Source organism: Streptomyces sp. NBC_01244, assembly GCF_035987325.1.
Lineage (GTDB): Bacteria > Actinomycetota > Actinomycetes > Streptomycetales > Streptomycetaceae > Streptomyces.
Genome location: NZ_CP108488.1, coordinates 34,206 through 49,681 on the forward strand (window position 1 = coordinate 34,206; position 15,476 = coordinate 49,681).

15 protein-coding genes and 4 pseudogenes are annotated in these 15,476 nt (G+C 70.1%); 14 read left to right on the forward strand and 5 right to left on the reverse strand.

What is annotated here, in order from left to right; all coding sequences use genetic code 11:
* Positions 1–175: 175 nt before the first annotated feature.
* From OG247_RS00150 to OG247_RS00160, 3 genes are read left to right on the forward strand one after another with little or no spacing between them, the layout of a single operon-like run.
* Positions 176–754, forward strand: a complete 579-nt coding sequence (locus OG247_RS00150; RefSeq protein ID WP_327250209.1) for a hypothetical protein — start codon at positions 176–178, stop codon at positions 752–754.
* Entirely contained in the window at positions 755–1,081 is a 327-nt protein-coding gene (locus OG247_RS00155) for a hypothetical protein (protein WP_327250210.1), read from the forward strand.
* 15 nt (positions 1,082–1,096) lie between these two features.
* A complete protein-coding gene (locus OG247_RS00160; protein ID WP_327257290.1) occupies positions 1,097–1,423 on the forward strand; it encodes an FG-GAP repeat domain-containing protein in 327 nt (108 codons plus the stop codon).
* Between the two features lie 98 nt (positions 1,424–1,521).
* On the opposite strand, the gene OG247_RS00165 is transcribed toward OG247_RS00160, so the two are convergent.
* The gene (locus tag OG247_RS00165; RefSeq protein WP_327257820.1) at positions 1,522–2,031 is read right to left on the reverse strand and encodes a hypothetical protein; all 510 of its coding nucleotides are present in this window, start codon (positions 2,029–2,031) and stop codon (positions 1,522–1,524) included.
* Here OG247_RS00165 and OG247_RS00170 point away from each other — a divergent pair.
* Positions 1,961–2,266 (forward strand): annotated as a pseudogene (locus tag OG247_RS00170) (transposase); the annotation flags it as partial. The gene OG247_RS00165 and the pseudogene OG247_RS00170 sit on opposite strands and share 71 nt — an antisense overlap.
* A 9-nt stretch (positions 2,267–2,275) precedes the next feature.
* Here the strand turns inward: OG247_RS00170 and OG247_RS00175 are convergent.
* Positions 2,276–2,896 (reverse strand): annotated as a pseudogene (locus tag OG247_RS00175) (hypothetical protein); the annotation flags it as partial.
* A gap of 117 nt (positions 2,897–3,013) precedes the next feature.
* On the opposite strand from OG247_RS00175, the pseudogene OG247_RS00180 reads away from it, so the two are divergent.
* Positions 3,014–4,362 (forward strand): annotated as a pseudogene (locus tag OG247_RS00180) (IS30 family transposase).
* 14 nt (positions 4,363–4,376) lie between these two features.
* Positions 4,377–4,667: pseudogene (locus tag OG247_RS00185) on the forward strand (integrase core domain-containing protein); the annotation flags it as partial.
* 141 nt (positions 4,668–4,808) lie between these two features.
* Here OG247_RS00185 and OG247_RS00190 read toward each other — a convergent pair.
* Positions 4,809–5,354, reverse strand: coding sequence for a hypothetical protein (locus OG247_RS00190; protein WP_327250211.1), 546 nt, complete (start codon positions 5,352–5,354; stop codon positions 4,809–4,811).
* A gap of 217 nt (positions 5,355–5,571) precedes the next feature.
* On the opposite strand from OG247_RS00190, the gene OG247_RS00195 reads away from it, so the two are divergent.
* The 3 genes from OG247_RS00195 to OG247_RS00205 are packed head-to-tail and all read left to right on the forward strand — an operon-like array spanning position 5,572 to position 6,334.
* Complete coding sequence (locus OG247_RS00195; protein WP_327250212.1) at positions 5,572–5,826, forward strand: hypothetical protein; 255 nt, start codon at positions 5,572–5,574, stop codon at positions 5,824–5,826.
* A complete protein-coding gene (locus OG247_RS00200; protein WP_327250213.1) occupies positions 5,823–6,107 on the forward strand; it encodes a LexA family protein in 285 nt (94 codons plus the stop codon). Before OG247_RS00195 ends, OG247_RS00200 begins: the two co-directional genes overlap by 4 nt.
* The gene (locus OG247_RS00205) at positions 6,104–6,334 is read left to right on the forward strand and encodes a hypothetical protein (protein ID WP_327250214.1); all 231 of its coding nucleotides are present in this window, start codon (positions 6,104–6,106) and stop codon (positions 6,332–6,334) included. Before OG247_RS00200 ends, OG247_RS00205 begins: the two co-directional genes overlap by 4 nt.
* Before the next feature lie 91 nt (positions 6,335–6,425).
* On the opposite strand, the gene OG247_RS00210 is transcribed toward OG247_RS00205, so the two are convergent.
* Entirely contained in the window at positions 6,426–6,665 is a 240-nt protein-coding gene (locus tag OG247_RS00210) for a hypothetical protein (RefSeq protein ID WP_327250215.1), read from the reverse strand.
* Positions 6,666–6,728: 63 nt separating this feature from the next.
* On the opposite strand from OG247_RS00210, the gene OG247_RS00215 reads away from it, so the two are divergent.
* Together OG247_RS00215 and OG247_RS00220 are read left to right on the forward strand one after the other, a co-directional pair.
* Positions 6,729–7,511, forward strand: coding sequence for a tetratricopeptide repeat protein (locus OG247_RS00215; protein ID WP_327250216.1), 783 nt, complete (start codon positions 6,729–6,731; stop codon positions 7,509–7,511).
* 617 nt (positions 7,512–8,128) lie between these two features.
* Positions 8,129–8,527, forward strand: coding sequence for a four-helix bundle copper-binding protein (locus tag OG247_RS00220; RefSeq protein WP_327257291.1), 399 nt, complete (start codon positions 8,129–8,131; stop codon positions 8,525–8,527).
* 159 nt (positions 8,528–8,686) lie between these two features.
* Here the strand turns inward: OG247_RS00220 and OG247_RS00225 are convergent, their stop codons facing one another.
* The gene (locus tag OG247_RS00225; RefSeq protein WP_327250217.1) at positions 8,687–11,293 is read right to left on the reverse strand and encodes an AMP-binding protein; all 2,607 of its coding nucleotides are present in this window, start codon (positions 11,291–11,293) and stop codon (positions 8,687–8,689) included.
* 217 nt (positions 11,294–11,510) lie between these two features.
* On the opposite strand from OG247_RS00225, the gene OG247_RS00230 reads away from it, so the two are divergent.
* The 3 genes from OG247_RS00230 to OG247_RS00240 are packed head-to-tail and all read left to right on the forward strand — an operon-like array spanning position 11,511 to position 15,175.
* The gene (locus OG247_RS00230; protein ID WP_327250218.1) at positions 11,511–12,530 is read left to right on the forward strand and encodes an iron ABC transporter substrate-binding protein; all 1,020 of its coding nucleotides are present in this window, start codon (positions 11,511–11,513) and stop codon (positions 12,528–12,530) included.
* 6 nt (positions 12,531–12,536) lie between these two features.
* On the forward strand, positions 12,537–14,132 hold the full coding sequence (locus tag OG247_RS00235) for an ABC transporter permease (protein WP_327250219.1): 1,596 nt from the start codon (positions 12,537–12,539) through the stop codon (positions 14,130–14,132).
* Positions 14,129–15,175, forward strand: a complete 1,047-nt coding sequence (locus OG247_RS00240) for an ABC transporter ATP-binding protein (RefSeq protein ID WP_327250220.1) — start codon at positions 14,129–14,131, stop codon at positions 15,173–15,175. Before OG247_RS00235 ends, OG247_RS00240 begins: the two co-directional genes overlap by 4 nt.
* The last annotated feature ends 301 nt before the right edge of the window (positions 15,176–15,476 follow it).

The following is a 15,476-nucleotide window of genomic DNA, read 5'->3' on the forward strand; positions in this document are numbered from 1 at the left end:
TCTCACCAGGAGCATCCCGATGCTGCCCTGGCAAGAACCCCAGTGACTTCAAAACTCGTGAACATCACCCGACCGTGGATCCGGGCGCCTCCCAAACCCATGAACAACTGACTTCACAACCCGTGAATAAAGCCAGACGCAGATCGACACGCACCAGCACGTATCCGAACCCCTGGTGGGGCTGGCCGGGAACTGGGCTCTGTTCGGGTCCCGGACATCGCTCTCCGAGGGCTCCACCGACGAGGGCTTCTCCTTCCGGGCGGTACCGGCCGGCGGGGGCACCAGCCGCAAGATCCTGGACCACGCCACCTCACTCACGCCTACCCCCGACGGTGCACTGCTGGTGATGGGCGGCACCCTCGCCCAGGGCGAAGGCGTCTACCGGGTGTCACCCGGTGCTGACGGCGCGCCGGTGGCGAAGCTGGTCACCGGTACCGGCCAGCCGCTGGGGATCACCCTGGTGCGTTCCGACGTACCCGCGGTGGCCACACTCGACGCAGCACCCTGGAGGGCGAGGTGGCAGCTGTCGCGCCCCAACGCCGTGGTCCTCACCCTACGCAACACCACGACGGGTCTCTCCAACACGTCGCACCTGTCTCCGTCGAACGACACCACTGAGCCTGTGGGGATGGACTACAAGGGGCGGATCCACATGGACTGGACGGGGTGGACCAACACGGGCGAAGCCCCCAACGGCAATTACACCTGGCAGATCACCGCCAAGCCGAGCAACGGACTCGGGCCAGACCTCTAGGTGAGCGGCACCTTCAAGGTCACGCGCCGGCCCGCACCTCACGACTACACCGACAACGGGTCGCCAGACCTGCTGGGCCTCGACAGCGCCGGTGTTCTGTGGCGGGTCGACACCACCCAGGTTCCGTGGAACCCGACGCTGTACGCCACCACTCCGGTGAGTCTCGGTGGCGGCTGGAACACCTACAGCCAGATCACCCCTGTCGGCAACATCGCCGGCAGCTCCGCAGGTGACGTCGTGGCCCGCGACGGTGCCGGCATGCTGTGGCTTTACCAGGGCACCGGCAAGGGCACCTTCGCCACCCGCACTCGGATCGGCGGCGGCTGAAACATCTACACCCAGCTGACCGGGACGGGAGACTTCTTCGGCGACGGCAGAGCAGACCTCGTCGCACGCGACCGCGACGGCTCCTTGTGGCTCTACAAGGGCACCGGGAACTGGAAGGCGCCGTACGCCCCCCGGACCAGGGTCGGCGGCGGCTGGAACACCTACACCCAGCTGATCGGCCTGGGCGACAGCAACATGGACGGCAAGCCGGACCTCCTCGCCATCGACCAGAACGGCACCGGTTGGCGCTACCGCGGCACTGGTAACGCGCAACCCCCCTTCGCAACGCGTGAGGGCAGCCAAATCATCTACCCAGGTCACCGCTACAACACCATCGTCTGACGTCGGCAGCGGGATCTCAGAGCAGTCAGGGCGATGTGCCCGAGCAGCGACACTCCCGCCGCGGCCATGTTCTCCTCCACGGCCTTCATGAACGCTGATCAGGCTGCGGCGGGCAGCTCGGTGCGCGTGCGCTGGATGAGGTCGGCCACCTCGGGGTTCCCTTTCCACGGTGCGAGGGCGCGGGTGACGTCGTGGAGGTAACTGTGGGCGCGGGTGGAGTGGACGTTGCTGAGGATGCGCAGCGAGGTGTTCGCGGCGGTGAGGCCGCGTTCGAGCTCGCGGTTCTGGAGGTGGCTGGTGGACAGGACGGCCACGCGGATGCCGGTGGCGCGGGTGAAGCGGTCCGCCGGCATGGGCGTGGCCAGGGCGTTCCAGGCGAAGGCGCCCTTGGGGTCTTCGAGGTCGCGGTGTACTTCGGTGGCGTCGGCGGCGAGCCGGGCGTGGGTCATGTACGCGAGCTGCTCCGGGGCATGGCTGCCCGGCCGGATGGAGTCGAGCAGTTCCTCGGTGCGGCCGAGCGCGGCCTGGGCTGCCTTGGCGTTTCCGGTGCGCCCGTACGTCCGGGCCCGCCCCCGGCACCGACGGCCAGCGAAACTGCACGCCGACAAGGGATACGAATACGACTACCTTCGCCGATGGCTCCGCGGTCAGGGAATCCGCCACCGTATCGCTGGCAGGGGCGTCGAGTCCTCACAACGACTCGGCCGCCACCGATGGGTAGTCGAGAGAACCGTGTCCTGGCTTGCAGCCTGCCGACGTCTCCATCGCCGCTACGAGCGGAAGGCCGAACATTTCCTTGCCTTACGTCGGCATGCCGCATCGCTCATCGGCTATCGCCGATGGTGCCCCTGCTCAAGGCCTGAGCCGGTCCAGCTGTACGTCGAAACAGACCAGCCCCATGGATTCCGCCACGGCTGCCGCGTGGGCCGACGCCTCTTCGGCGATGGCCTTGAGGGTCTCGGGTCGTTTGACGGCTTTACCGACGTCGTAGCGGGGTGCCCGGTGTTTGTTCTTGGCACCGAGTGGCCGGCCGGGACCCGCTCCTCGGGGTTTGGGAACGCGGGCCGAGCAGGCGAGGTGAGCGCGGACGTTCCGAAACCCCCTGCGGACCCGAGCCGGGGTGAGCCAGTCGGAGGCGGTGGGCTTCTCCCAGGGCCGACGGAGGTCCGCGGCGAGTGGCCGGGCGAGTCGGAGCTCGGTGTGGGCGACGATCAGGATCCAGATCCAGCAGTCCGCCGTATCGGGGATGCGGAGTTTCGGGGTGGTCCAGCCGAGCGTCTGCTTCGCGAAACGGAAGGTGTGCTCCTGGTCGAAGCGGCAAAGAAACGCCTCCCAGAAACGATCCACATCATCCGGGGTGGCCCCGGTCTCCGAGGACCATATCCACGCCGGCGGGGCATCCCGTTCCTTCGAAAGGTGCTCGACCTTCAGGCGGATCAGCGTTCCCTCAACCAAGGGCAGTTCACCGTGGTGAATTCAACTGGTCGTCGCAACACCTCGTGATCATGGAGGTGTGTAATGGGTCTGCCGAGGAAGCAAGGGTCGCAGCCGCCAGCAGGTCTGCGTCGGCAGTGGGCTGCGGATAGGGCGATGCGGCCGCCGATGCGCTCACCGGGCCGGCCTGAGCCATCGCGCGCTGTGCAGCGAGGCTTCTGGCGCCTGATCGCTTCGGGGATCACTTCTGTCCAGGCTGCCGAGGGGGTCGGGGTGTCGGCACCGGTCGGGATCCGATGGTTCCGACACGCTGGCGAGATGGCGCCGCTGAGTCTGGACGAGCCCTCGGGCCGGTACATGTCGTTCGCCGAGCGTGCGGAGATTTGCAGTGCTCAAAGCTCAGGACAAGAGCGTGCGTGAGATCGCCCGCACGATCGGGCGAGCTCCGGGAACGATCTCTCGCGAACTGCGTCGCAACGCGGCAAGCCGGTCTACCGCGCTGTGGTAGCCCAGTGGAAGGCGCAGCAGGCCGCGAAGCGCCCAAAGACGGCGAAGCTCGTGGACAACGACCGTTTGCGTGAGTATGTGCAGGACCGGCTCGCCGGTGACATCCGTCGGCCCGACGGCACGATCGTTTCCGGTCCTGCGACGGCGCCGTGGAAGGGACTGGACAAGCCCCGCCGCCAGGACAGGCGGTGGTCGACGGCATGGAGCCCGGAGCAGATCGCGCGCCGGCTGCGGGTCGACTTCCCTGATGATGAGTCCATGCGCATCAGCCACGAGGCGATCTACCAGTCGCTGTTCATCGAGGGCCGGGGCGCGCTCAAGCGCGAGCTGGTCACGTGTCTGCGCACGGGCCGTGCGCTGCGGGAGCCAAGGACGCGGTCCCGAAACAAGCGGCAGGGCCACGTCACCGCGGACGTCGTTTTGAGTGAGCGCCCGGCCGAGGCCGACGACCGTGCTGTCCCTGGCCATTGGGAGGGCGACCTGACCATTGGGACGGGTAGGTCCGCGATCGGCACGCTCGTCGAGCGCAGCAGCAGGTCCACGCTCTTGGTCCATTTGCCACGGCTGGGTGGCTGGGGCGAGGAACCGTATGTGAAGAACGGGCCGTCGCTCGGCGGATACGGGGCCGTCGCGATGAACGCGGCACTGACGGAGTCGATGACCAAGTTGCCCGAGCAGCGACGCAAGACCCTCACCTGGGACCGTGGGAAGGAGCTCTCCGGTCACGCCCAGTTCGCCGTGGAGAGCGGGACGCGGGTGTTCTTTGCTGACCCCACTCGCCCTGGCAGCGACCGACGAACGAGAATACCAACGGTCTCCTCCGCCAGTACTTCCCGAAAGGCACGGACCTGTCTCGGTGGTCCGCCGAAGACCTCGAAGCCGTCGCATACGCACTCAATAGCCGGCCCCGCAAGATCCTCGGGTGGAAGACACCCGCCGAAGTCTTCGAAGAGCAACTACGCTCACTTCAAAAACCCGGTGTTGCATCGATCGGTTGAACTCGCCCAACACGAGCAGGGCCTTCGCTGAAATCTGCAGGTCGGCAGGGGTCCGCCAGAGCATGGGCGCGGTCGGCTCCAGCGCGGACAACGCGGCTGCGGAAAGCTTCAACGCCGCCTTCAAGAGAGAGACGCTCAAAGGCCGGAAGGCCTGGTCGAGCGAGCGTGAGGCCAGGCTCGACGCCTTCCGCTGGCTGACCCGATACAACACCCGCCGCCGGCACTCCCGCCTCGGCCAACGCTCCCCGATCGCCTACGAGAACGACATCGGACGAGCAGCAACTACTCTGGCCCAAGCCGCATAGACGTGTTCAAAATCCGGGGTCAAGGCCCGCTCTTCGGGTGCCGGAACTCGGGACACCGTGAGGTCACCTCTCATCGCACCACCCTGACGAGGACCTGCCGTATAGCGAGCCCACGCAAGCCGGGTACGAACCCTCCAGAGCTCATCCGGACAGTTCAGCCCGCCATTGCCGAGGCCACTGCCCCGACGGCGGCGGAGCCCCGTTGATTCCAAGGTCACGCCGTGCGCTCTCGTAGAAGGCATCACGCGCCGCACTTGTCAGCCGATGGACCTTGGTCCACTTCTCTGCGTCGACCGACCCCTCGCGTATGAGCAGCTCGATTGTCCAGATCGTCTCGTGCCAGCGCCGGGCCGCCGCGATGGTCGCTGCGTCCCCGACGAGCAGGACGGACTCCCACTCCGTCGCACGGTGGGACTCCGCGTCGGCGAGTAGAGGCAGCCCCTCAGCCGGCGGCAAAGGATCGACCACGTCCGCAAATCCGAGGGCGGCACCGATGCGTTGGGCGAGGCGGAGCTGGGCCTTGAGGGCATTGGCGTAAGCGCCGTATGTCTCAAAGCGCTTCTCGTCCCACCTCTCCTCCCGCTGCCGCGTCCACTTCCGGCGTTCGGTCAAGCTCTGCGCGGTATACGAGCCAAGCGACCCGACCACGACGCCTATCAGAGCAGGCAGTTGATCCAACAGCTCCATAGTCACTCCCCCACCAGTTTCCGATGCCGCACGCTCATGGCTCCGCGGCCCACAGCTCCCTGCGCACCTCGGCTCTGTGGGACGGCGCCCGAACTGTGGTGACACTAACTGCCAGTGGTCAAACTTCGCTGGCACTCGATCAAGATGCGATGGCACAGGACAGCAGTCACAGCTGTGGTCGGGGGCGTCGGGTGTCGCCTTGCCTCCAAATTCGAACATGCGCGCTACTGAGGGGATGGCTCCGCTTCTTCCTCACGACCTGATCCGCCTCCAGTACGAGTGGATCCGCACCTACGAGGCCCTCGCCCGGCTCACCCGCACGCAGGGCGCCACCGAGTTGCGCCGCCGGCTCATCGACCTGTCCAGGGCGCTGGCTTCCCACCCCTACTGGGCCGCCTCCGGGTGCTCGTCCGCCATGCACGCCGAGCTGGTGCGCCGGGCCCGCGCGTACGGCTGGGAGGCGGCAGCGTGATCCGGCTGAAAGCGCGCAGGATGCCGGTCCTCGAAGCGATCTCCGGCTACATCGAGACGCACGGCAGGGGGCCGACCGTCCGGGAGATCGGGGTGATGGCCGGCCTTTCGAGCACCTCGTCCGTCTCGTATCAGCTCTCCCAGCTGGAGGCGGGCGGACTCCTGGTGCGGGCGACACGGTCGTGGAGCAGCGTGGAGGTCACCGGCACGGGGCGGCGCCGGCTCGCCGCCGCGCAGGACGTCACGGCCGTGTCGGTGGCGGCTGGTGGAGCAGTGGGGTGACGGCCCTGTTCGTGGTCGTCCTCCAGTTCACGGAGGGCGGCCCCGCGACCCTTGGGGAGTGGGCGGTCGAGGACACCGCGCGGCGTACCCATCGGCGGTGGGTCGGCCTGTACGGAGGCCAGGCCGTGGCTATCCAGCTCGTCGAGGAGACCGTCCGGGCCCGGCGTGTGCTGCGGGAGTGGACTCCCCAGGACGAGTTCGTCGCGGAGCGCGCATCGCGCGCCTGAGCCCCGTAGGCACCGCCGAAATTGGGCGACGCGCAGGGTCGCCATTCGGTGGGCGTCGGCGTTGGGGGGCCGGGCGGCTACTCGGCGCCACCTACAGGGCCGGAGCTGCCCAAGCCTGCTGGGGGATCGCCGCGATGGTGGCGCCGTACAGGGAGAACAGAGTCCAAGCCTCGTGGGGGAACCACGCGACGCCGGCACCGGCTGCCGCGACCGCCAGAAGGCCAACGCGCGCGCCCGTACCGGTCACGTGAAGGGTGAGCGCCGCGGCGGTCACCGTCAGGGCGAGGCCGGCCAGGAGCATCAGGATCACGCCCTCAGGGCCGACCGCCATGGCGGTCGGTCTGGTCGGCCCTGGCGTCTTCCCTCCGGGTTTCGTGGGCACGATGATGTCCGCATGCAACGTGTGTCGAAGGCGTGGCGCTGGCCGTTGGCCTGCTCCGGGCTCGCCGCCGTGGGTGCGTTGTTCGTGCCCATCGGCGGGCCGTTATGGGCGCATCTGATCATCTCACTGGGTGGGATATCCGGTCTGGTGCGGATGGCGCACCGCGAGATCCCGTTCGCGGTCGCGGTCGCGCAGTGGCGCCTCGGCGGCGACGATCCCGCGGTGTTGCGCGCCCGGGTCCTCTCGGCGGCGGCGTGCCTGCCGCGGGGGCGTGGGGACCTCGCGATGGCGCGGCTGAAGGCCGTCTTGGCGGACCTGTCCCGGGTACAGGGACCGGAACACCCCGACACGCTGGCAGCGCGCTGTCTGTGCCTCCAAGTGCGGGGGGAGCTGGGTGACCTGCCGGACCGCATCGCGGCGATGGAGGAACTTGTGGGCAGCCTCACCCACGTCCTGGGGCCCGGCCATCCGGACACCGTGGGGGCCTGGTACATCCTCGGCGAATGGTTCGGCCAGGACGGGCGTGACGACCTAGCCGAGTCCGCGTACCGGCATGTCATCAACGCGGGCGGCCAGGAGTTGGGCCTTGAGCACAACCTTGTACTGATGGCCCGTAGTTCACTGGTCATCCTGCGCTACGAACAACCCGGCAGGGACAAGAACGCGGCTCTGGCCGAGATGACCGCCGTCGTCGACGGTATGGAGCGCGTTCTCGGGTCGGACCATCCGACGACCGCCGCCACCCGCCGGCTCCTCACCCAGTGGAAAGCCGGCGGAACCGGCGCCGGCACGTGATCACCCCGCGGCCGGGATCCACCGGCTCGGCGACCCTATGGCGCTCCGGCCAGAGAAGCATCTGACCGGCACGAAGGCCGTGGGTAAACGACTCTGCCGCATCACAAGGCCCAGCTGGAAGCGTGCGCTGGCACTACCAGGTGCGGTGCGGGCTGGACATGGGCATCTCCGAACGAAACAGGGGGCGGGCGGTGGCATAGGCCCTCGGACGGGGGGGCCCTTTCGGACGTGCACCTGTCACTGTGTCAGCCGTAAGCGATCACCAAGCCGAATACGCCAATCACACCGACCACCTGACCTTTCTGGCCAACAGACCCCCATTCCCATGGCTGAAACTGGAAGGCCGGCTGGTGGTGCAGGAACCCCGTGACCTGTTCGAGGTGGCGGTGGCGGTCTGTCGGGCCCCGACTCTCTCCCGCCCAGGCGGTCGCTCCACAATTCTGCCACCTCGCGCTACCCGGCGATCAATCCGCCGAGCTAGTGCCCGGTACCGTGCGTACCCGGCCGCACCGCACGGCGCCGCCGGGCGCGTTCGCGTGGGCGGGCGTTAGCTGGAGGTACCGGGGGCTTCGACGGCGGCCGATCCGCCGGCCTCACGGGGAACGGGGGCACCGATGATGTCCAGCACCGTCAAGGACATGCTCGCCACCTACCCGGCCGACCTCGGCGACATCGACCAGGCCAAGCTCACCCGCTGCATCGAGGAGTGCATCGCCTGCGCGCAGGCGTGTACGGCGTGCGCGGACGCCTGCCTGTCCGAGGGCATGGTCAGCGAGCTCGCCAAGTGCATCCGCACCGACATGGACTGCGCCGCAACCGCCGCGGTCCTCTCCCGCCACACCGGGTACGACGCCGATATCACCGCCGCGATCCTGAAGGCGTGCGCCATGGTCTCCACGTCGTGCGCAGACGAATGCGGACGGCACGCGGACATGCACGAGCACTGCCGCATCTGCGTGGAGGCTTGCCGATCCTGCGAGCAGGCGTGCAACAAACTCCTTGGCACCCTCGGCTGACGCTCGCCTTGTCATCCCGCCGGAAGCTGAACGCCCGGCCCGGCCTGCCTGATCCGTCTGATCCATGAGGCCTGGTGCGGGTCCAGGCGCAGCCGCAGCCGGCGGCTCGGTGCTGCAGCTGCCGCTACTCGCGCCGGTCGTTCACCTGGCCCGGTGGAATCATCGTCTGCCGATGAGCCGGATGGAAGCCGCGCCCCCGCCGGGCAGCGATCCGCGCACCACTCTCGTCAGGCGGCCTATGCCCGTCGCGTAGGCGATGCCGAAGAGGAGCGAGGCGAGGAACGCCAGGTGCCGGGAGAATCCGTCGATGAGCGGGAAGATCTGCCAGTGGGTCAGGTAGATGTACAGGGAGCTGGTCGCGAGGAGGCCGGCCAGTTGGTTGAGGCGCTCCCGGCTGGGGAGGCTGGGAACCCACACCAGGAGCACGAATCCGGCGAGGATGATCGCCTCGCGCCCGGGGTCGCCGGGGAAGAAGCCTGGCACGGTGGCCAGGGCCGCGGCCGTGACCAGGAGGCGCTGTCGCACGGTGGCGGCCTTCGCAGCCGCCCAGCCGAGGGCGAACAGCCAGAAGACGGTGACGGCGTCGGGGATGTGCTCGCGCTCCGGCAGGCCGACGAGGTCGTAGCGGGTGAGGAGTCCCAGGCCGGCGAGGGCCAGGGGCAGGGCGTAGGGGAACCGGCGCTCCGCCCGGTCCACCGCGGGCAGGCCCAGGAGGCCGACGGCGGAGACCAGGATGTAGACGAGGGCCTCGATGAACCAGAAGTGCATCCCGGTCTTGAGGCCGTCGGGGCCCATGACACTGTCGAGCAGGAAGAGGTTGGCGAGCGTGTAGTCGTCGTTCAGGAGCAGGATCAGCCCGATCCAGGCCATGCTCGGCAGCGCGACCCGGGCGAGGCTGGTCCAGCCCCGGCGTACGCGGACGCGCCGTTCGGCGGAAGTCAGGTGGAAGCGGGCGAAGTTGTATCCGGCGACCGCGAGCAGGATGTGTGCCCCGCCCTTGATGCCGAACACCTGGATGTGCGATCCGACGATGCAGAAGATCGCCAGGGCACGGAGCGCGACGCTCGTCTCCAGGGTCCGCCGGCGGGAGGTGTCCGCGCGCTCCGGAGGCCTGAGGTCCCGGATCGGTGTCGTGTGCCAGCCGGCCGGCAGGTGGCCGAGCCGCTCTTCGAGCTGGATCGACATCTCCACGTACGACAGCGAATCGCCGCCCAGGCCGACGAAGGAGCTGTCGTCCGTCACGTCCGAGCGGTCGAGGATCCGTGCGTAGAGCAGGCGCAGGGGTTCGGGGGCGCCGTCCGGTGTGGCCGCGGGGCCGGTGGCGCCGCGCGTGCTGTCGGGCGTCCGGCGGGTCAGTTCGCGTACGGCCCGGTAGTCGGGCTTGCCCGAGGGGAGGCGAGGGAGGGCGGGCAGGATACGGACGTGGACGGCGAGGGCCGGCAGGCCGCATTCCTCGGCCACGCGCCGGGCTATCCGGCGGGCATCGGAGTCGTCGCCGCCGACGGCCGCGATGTGCAGCGCCTCGTCGTCGGCGGTGCACAGGGCGCTGACGCCGTGCCGGGCGAGCATCGCCTCGACCTGCCCGGGGTCGATGCGCAGGCCGAGGATCTTCGCGAACCGGCTGCTCCGGCCGACGATCTCGTACAGCCCGTCGGGGGCGCGGCGCGCGATGTCGCCGGTGGGGAGCTCGTGCACGGTCCGGCCTAGCGCGAGGTCCGCGGGGGTCCGGGCGTAGCCGAGCATGACGTTGGGGCCCGAGTAGACCAGTTCGCCGGTGTTCTCGTCGGGGCTCTGGGCGCCGTCGGTGGGGCCGTCGGGCAGCGGCCGGAGCCGGAGGGAGCCGCCGGGAATGGGGATCCCCGCCGCCTCGGGGCGGGATTCCGCGAGGTGCGGCGGCAGGTAGGCCATGCGGGCCGTGGCCTCGGTCTGGCCGTACATCACGAAGAGCTTCCAGCCGGTGGCGCGGCCGAGCGCGGCGTACCGCCGGACCCGGTCGGGTGCCAGGCGGCCGCCGGCCTGGGTGACGTAGCGCAGGTGGGGCAGTTCCATGGCGGCGAAGCCGACCCGGTCGAGCAGGTCGAAGGTGTACGGCACCCCGGCGAGGGACGTCCCCCGCGAGGCTTGGAAGAGCTCCCAGAAGCAGGTGTCGGCGACCGACAGGTCGGTCAGGATCAGTCCGGCGCCGCGCAGGAGGTGGCTGTGCACGACGGACAGGCCGTAGCAGTAGTGCAGGGGCAGGGTGGTCGCGGCGCGGTCGGTGTCCCGGATGTCCAGGTACTGCGCGATGGACTCGGCGTTGCTCTGGAGGTTCTCGTGCGACAGCCGGACCAGCTTCGGCGATCCGGTCGAGCCCGAGGTGCTCAGCAGCAGCGCGAGGTCCGGGTGCAGCTCGTGCGCCGAGACCTCGCGGCGCTCGTCGAGCCGCATCTCCCCGCCTTCGGGGCGGGCCACAACGTCCGGGTCGTACGCGTCGATCAGGGACTGGACGGCTTCGGGGTGGTCGCCCGGCACCAGGAGGACGGGGTGCCCCGCCGCGAGGGCGGCGAGGTGGACGACGAGGGCGTCGACAGTGTTGGAACCGACCAGCAGGACCAGGCGGCGTTCCCGGCCGAGGCGGCGGGCCGCCGCGTCCACGCGTACGGCCAACTCGGCATAGCTGACCGGGCCGTCGGCCGTGATGACGGCGGTCCGGTCCCCGTGGGCGGCGAGGCCGAGGGCGAACGGGACGGACACGGTGTCTGGGAGGTGGTCGGGAAGGACTGTCACGGGCGCATCTTAGGAAGGCCTTACCTCGCCCGATAGTCACAGGAAAGTCACAGATGACCCATGGGAGATCCATAGGAAATTAAGCGGTAGAGTCGGCTCCGCCGATGCGTGGGCGCGGTTGAATTGTTGTGTGCGTCACCCTTGACCTTTAGGTTAGCTTTACCTTACTTATGGGGTGTTACCCGGTTTCTCCGCTGCCCCTGTAGGAAGGCTTCCCATGCGACGCCCCTTGGTCCGACGCCTGACCGCGCTCTTCGCGGCGGCACTTCTTCTCCCCGCCGTCGCGGCCTGCGGCGTCGACGAGGACGACGCGGGCCTCGTCATCTACTCGGGCCGCAACGAGAAGTTGGTCAAGCCGCTCCTCGACGAGCTGGAGAAGGCCGTCGGCACCACGGTCGCCGTCCGCTACGGCGAGAGCGCCGAACTCGCCGCCCAGATCCAGGAAGAGGGCGGCAAGACCAAGGCCGGGCTGTTCTTCTCCCAGGACGCCGGCGCCCTCGGGGCCCTGTCCACCAAGGGCCTGCTGGAGAAGCTTCCGCAGGCCTCCCTCGACAAGGTGGACCCCGGCTTCCGCGGCGGCGCGGGCGACTGGGTGGGCACCTCCGGGCGGGTCCGCGTCCTCGCGTACAACCCGGGACAGGTCTCCAAGGTCCCGGACACCGTCCACGATCTGGTCAAGCCGGAGTGGAAGGGGAAGGTCGGCTACGTCCCGACGAACGCCTCCTTCCAGGCCTTCGTCACCGGCATGCGCGTCCTGGAGGGCGACGACGCCACCCGCACCTGGCTGAAGGGCCTGAAGGCCAACGAGCCGAAGGTCTACGACAACAACCTCAAGGTGCTGGAAGCGGTCGGCAAGGGCCAGGTCCCGCTCGGGCTGGTCAACCACTACTACTGGTACGAGCAGGTCGCCGAGAAGGGCGAGGCCAAGGTCAAGGCGAAGATCCACTTCCTCCCCGGCGGCGACCCGGGCGGCCTCGTCAACACCGCCGGTGTGGCCATCGTCAAGGGAACCGACCAGGCCCCGGTCGCCCAGAAGGCCGTCGACTTCCTGCTCTCGGAGAAGGCGCAGAAGTACTTCGCCGAGGACACCAAGGAATATCCGCTCGCCTCGGGCGTGACCAGCACGGTCAAGGGCCTCCCGCCGCTGGCCACCCTGGACGCCCCGAAGATCGACCTCGGGAAGCTGGAATCGCTTCAGGAGACCCTGAAGATGCTCCAGGAAGCCGGGATGGTCTAGCCCCTCATGCACTCCACGGATCCCGTCACGCCGACGGATCCCGCCACCGCCCACCGCCCGGACGGCGCCACCGCGCCGACCGGGCGGTGGCGTGCCGGGCGCCGGCCACCCTCCGTCCTGCTCGTCCCCGCGGCCGTCGCCGCCGTGTTCGCCCTGCTGCCCCTCGGCTACCTCGCCGTCCGCTCCCTGGAGCGCGGCCCGGCCTTCGCCTGGGACGTCGTCTCCGACGAGCGCACCGCCCAACTGCTCGGCCGCAGCCTCGGACTGGCCGCCGTGGTCGTCTCGGCCTGCCTGGTCCTGGGCGTCTCGCTCGCCTGGCTGACCGTACGGACCGACCTGCCCGGCGCCCGCGGCTGGTCGGTGCTGGTGACCCTGCCGCTGGCCGTCCCCAGCTACGTCGCCGCCTTCGCCTGGCTGTCCGCCTTCCCGGACCTCGCCGGTTTCACCGGGTCGGCCCTGGCGCTGACGCTGGTGAGCTTCCCGTACGTCTACCTGCCCGTCACAGCCGCACTGCGCGGCACCGACCCCGCGCAGGAGGAGGTCGCCCGCTCACTGGGCCACGGACCGCTGATGACCTTCCTGCGCGTGACGCTGCCGCAACTGCGGCCCGCGGCCGCCGGCGGAGCCGTACTGGTCGCGCTGTACGTGTTCTCCGACTTCGGCGCCGTATCGCTGATGCGGTACGACACCTTCACCCGCGGCATCTACACCTCCTACCGGGCCAGCTTCGACCGCACTCCCGCCGCCGCACTCAGCATCGTCCTCGTGGTGATGACCATCGCCCTGGTCGCCGCCGAAGCGCGGACCCGCGGCCGGGCCGGCCACGCGCGAACCGGCGGCGGCACCGCCCGACCCGCCGTTCCCGCGCCGCTCGGCCGCTGGCGGGCGCCCGCGCTGGCCTGGTGCGCGGCCGTCACCGGCGTCGCCGTCCTCACCCCGCTGGCGACCCTCGGCTACTGGCTGGCCGTCGGCAACTCCGCGACCTGGGACCCCGCCACGCTCCTCGACACCGCCGCCACCACCCTCGGCGTCGCCGCCGCCGGAGCCGCGCTCACCACCCTGCTCGCCCTGCCCGTCGGAGTGATCGCCGCGCGGTACCGCGGCCGGACCGCCCGGCTGCTGGAGCAGTCGGCCTACGCCGGCCACGCGCTCCCCGGCATCACCGTCGCCCTGTCCCTGGTCTTCTTCGCGGTCCGCTACGCCGAACCGATCTACCAGGAACTCCCGCTGCTGGTCTGCGCGTACGCCGTGCTCTTCCTGCCCGTCGCCGTCGCCGGAACCCGCGCCGCCGTGCTCCAGTCCCCGCCCGTCCTGGAGGACGTGGCCCGCTCACTGGGCCGCTCCCCGCTGCGCGTGCTCCGCGAGGTCACCGTGCCGCTGGCCGCCCCCGGGGTCGCCGCCGGAGCCGCGCTCACCTTCGTCGTGTGCATGAAGGAACTCCCCGCCACCCTGCTGCTGCGCCCCACGGGAATGGACACCCTGGCCACCCGCCTGTGGACGGAGACCGGCACCGGATCCTTCGCCGCCGCCGCGCCCTACGCCGCCGCGCTGATCCTGCTGGCCGCCATCCCGTCCTACCTCCTCGGAAGGCACCGCACATGACCGACCTGCAGATCGCCGGCCTGACCAAGGCCTACGGCCCCGGTGCGGCCCCGGTCCTCGACGGCCTCGACCTCACCGTCCCCGGCGGCGCGCTGACCGCCGTCCTCGGCCCCTCGGGCTGCGGCAAGACCACGCTGCTGCGCATCATCGCGGGCTTCCTGCGCGCCGACGCGGGCACCGTCACCCTCGACGGACGCGAGCTCTCCGGCCCCGGAGCCCACCTCCCGCCCGAACGCCGCCGCATCGGCATCGTGCCCCAGGAAGGCGCGCTCTTCCCGCACTTGAGCGTGGCCCGCAACGTCGCCTTCGGCCTGACCGGCCTCGACCGGGCCGCCCGGCGGGCGCGCACGCAGGAGATGCTCGAACTCGTCGGCCTCGCCGGCTACGGCGAGCGCATGCCCCACGAACTGTCCGGCGGCCAGCAGCAGCGCATCGCCCTGGCCCGCGCCCTGGCACCGCAGCCCGCACTGGTCCTCCTCGACGAACCGTTCAACGCCCTCGACGCCGCCCTGCGCACCGGCGTACGGGCCGACGTGCGCGCTGCCCTGCGCGCCACCGGAGCCACCGCCCTCCTCGTCACCCACGACCAGCAGGAAGCCCTCTCCACGGCCGACCTCGTCGCGGTCGTCCGGGACGGCCGGGTGGCCCAGTGCGCCACACCGCACGAGGTGTACAGCCGTCCCGCGGACCCCTGGGTCGCGGCCTTCGTCGGTGACGCGGTCCTCGTCACCGCCACCGCGGACCAGAACACGGCGTCCACCGCGCTCGGCCCCATCCCCCTGGCGGACCCGCCCGGCGGGCTCCGCGAGGGCGTCGTCCTGCTGCGCCCGGAGCAGCTCCGGCTGACCGACCCGGACGCCGCCCAAGCCAGCGGCACGGTGACCAACGTCCGCTTCTACGGCCACGACGCCATGGTCACCGTCGCCGTCAACGGCATCGACGACCCCATCGACGTCCGCGTCCCCAGCCCGGCCACCGCCCGCCCCGGGGAGCGCACAGGCATCGAAGCGACGGGGAAGGCGACTCTGCACCCCGCGGTGTGATCCCGGACGCGCAGGGGCTGCCGTCCTGCTGACACATCCGGACGTCCACGGGTGCACGTGCCGCCAAGCCCAGCCAGCACGGTGCCCCGCGAAATTCCGACGCCATCAGCATCCCCCCTGCCGCCCCGGCCCCCGGCCAGGGGCGGTTCTCGCGAGGCCCCGGCCCCTGCCACTGCCCCGGTGGGCGCCGGCCGGGGTCGTGCCGCTGTGGACGGTGGGTCACCGGCATCGGCACCGGACCTCGGCCGAAGCCAGCACGGCGGTACTCAGTCGGCCTGGAAGCAGGGGAGCACGTCAGCGG

Bases quoted from the DNA above. Each gene is read 5' to 3' on its own strand.
- OG247_RS00230 (WP_327250218.1), top strand. From the start codon at position 11,511: ATGCGACGCCCCTTGGTCCGACGCCTGACCGCGCTCTTCGCGGCGGCA.
- OG247_RS00190 (WP_327250211.1), bottom strand. From the start codon at position 5,354: ATGGAGCTGTTGGATCAACTGCCTGCTCTGATAGGCGTCGTGGTCGGG.
- OG247_RS00215 (WP_327250216.1), top strand. From the start codon at position 6,729: ATGCAACGTGTGTCGAAGGCGTGGCGCTGGCCGTTGGCCTGCTCCGGG.
- OG247_RS00235 (WP_327250219.1), top strand. From the start codon at position 12,537: ATGCACTCCACGGATCCCGTCACGCCGACGGATCCCGCCACCGCCCAC.
- OG247_RS00240 (WP_327250220.1), top strand. From the start codon at position 14,129: ATGACCGACCTGCAGATCGCCGGCCTGACCAAGGCCTACGGCCCCGGT.
- OG247_RS00195 (WP_327250212.1), top strand. From the start codon at position 5,572: ATGCGCGCTACTGAGGGGATGGCTCCGCTTCTTCCTCACGACCTGATC.
- OG247_RS00210 (WP_327250215.1), bottom strand. From the start codon at position 6,665: ATGGCGGTCGGCCCTGAGGGCGTGATCCTGATGCTCCTGGCCGGCCTC.
- OG247_RS00220 (WP_327257291.1), top strand. From the start codon at position 8,129: ATGTCCAGCACCGTCAAGGACATGCTCGCCACCTACCCGGCCGACCTC.